Source organism: Neobacillus drentensis (genome assembly GCF_036966985.1).
Classification (GTDB): domain Bacteria; phylum Bacillota; class Bacilli; order Bacillales; family Cytobacillaceae; genus Neobacillus; species Neobacillus drentensis_E.
The window spans coordinates 1-1,176 of the sequence record NZ_JBALSN010000685.1; the positions used below are offsets into that span (position 1 = coordinate 1).

At 35.4% G+C, this 1,176-nt stretch carries 1 protein-coding gene and 1 pseudogene; both read right to left on the bottom strand.

What is annotated here, in order from left to right; all coding sequences use genetic code 11:
- A pseudogene (locus V7659_RS30465) lies at positions 1-668 on the bottom strand (glycoside hydrolase family 3 protein); the annotation flags it as partial.
- 184 nt (positions 669-852) lie between these two features.
- Entirely contained in the window at positions 853-1,143 is a 291-nt protein-coding gene (locus V7659_RS30470) for a helix-turn-helix transcriptional regulator (protein ID WP_335543752.1), read from the bottom strand.
- Between the last annotated feature and the right edge of the window lie 33 nt (positions 1,144-1,176).

A 1,176-nucleotide genomic window follows, 5' to 3' on the forward strand; every position in this document is an offset into this window, starting at 1 on the left:
ATATACATATATCCTTTTCTTAATCCAACTGCATCCCACTCATCATGGGCTATTTCAGCAAATTGACTAAAGAGGGAGGCATCGCCGCCATTTTTTATATCCCCTTTAGCTGCAGCAGCTAGTCCTAATGTTCCTGGCCAAGTTGAAAAAATCCCAGCTGCATCATTCATACCAAAGATGAATTCTGTGTTTTCGTTTCGTGAATTCGATGCGATTAAACAAGGAATCCCAAGACGTGTTCCCTCACAAACTTCATTCATGGTATTGACCCACTCTGCCATTTGAGCTGGGCTCCAGTTATCTCTGAGAATGAAGTGGCGCAAATGCATGTTTTCAATCGTATGTGTTGTACCATATACTTTTGCCAAAGCAAAAATAGTTTCGCCCTTTTCAACAATACCTTCATCTAACACACCATCATGACTTGTTTTACTCTTATCCTTTTGAGTAAGTCCCATTTGGCGAGTATTAATCAGCATCATTCCAACCTTTTCATCGGTATTCATTAATGAGACTAGGTTCTCCGCACGTTCTTTCGGACTCAAGCGCCAGTCCTTATATGGTTCTAGTTTCCCACTATTATTTAAATCCTTAAATTTTAATCCATCCACTTCAATGATGTTCTTGACTCTTACTTCTAAATTCGGCTGTTTATGGTTTTCTCTCAATTTAATGCCTCCTATTCTTGTCCAATCCCATCATTATAGAATCGTTTGGGACAAGGGCTAGATTCATGTTAACAATTTGTGTGGGTTTTCACATCCAATATTGTTACCTTTTATATAAAATTGAACATTAATGATAAATATTTTTATTAAAAAGGGGCCATGAGTTTAATCATGACCTTCTTTTCTAGTGGCTGTTTTTATAATCTGTAGTGGTCATTCCTATTAACTCTTTAAATACTTTACAAAAGTAATTATAGCTACTAAAACCCACATGGATACCAATATCTGTAATAGATAAACGCCCTTGTTCAATAAGGAAAATTGCTTCTTCTATTCGCTTTTTATGTAGATAATCAATGACACCAATATTCAATTCTTCTTTAAATTTCCTCGCAAGATACATGCGATTAAAACCTATTTCATCTGCTATCGATTGTACATTTATAGGTTCTTTAAAGTAGAGATTTATATACATTAACGCTTTCCTTACCGATTAAGTCCATATAAT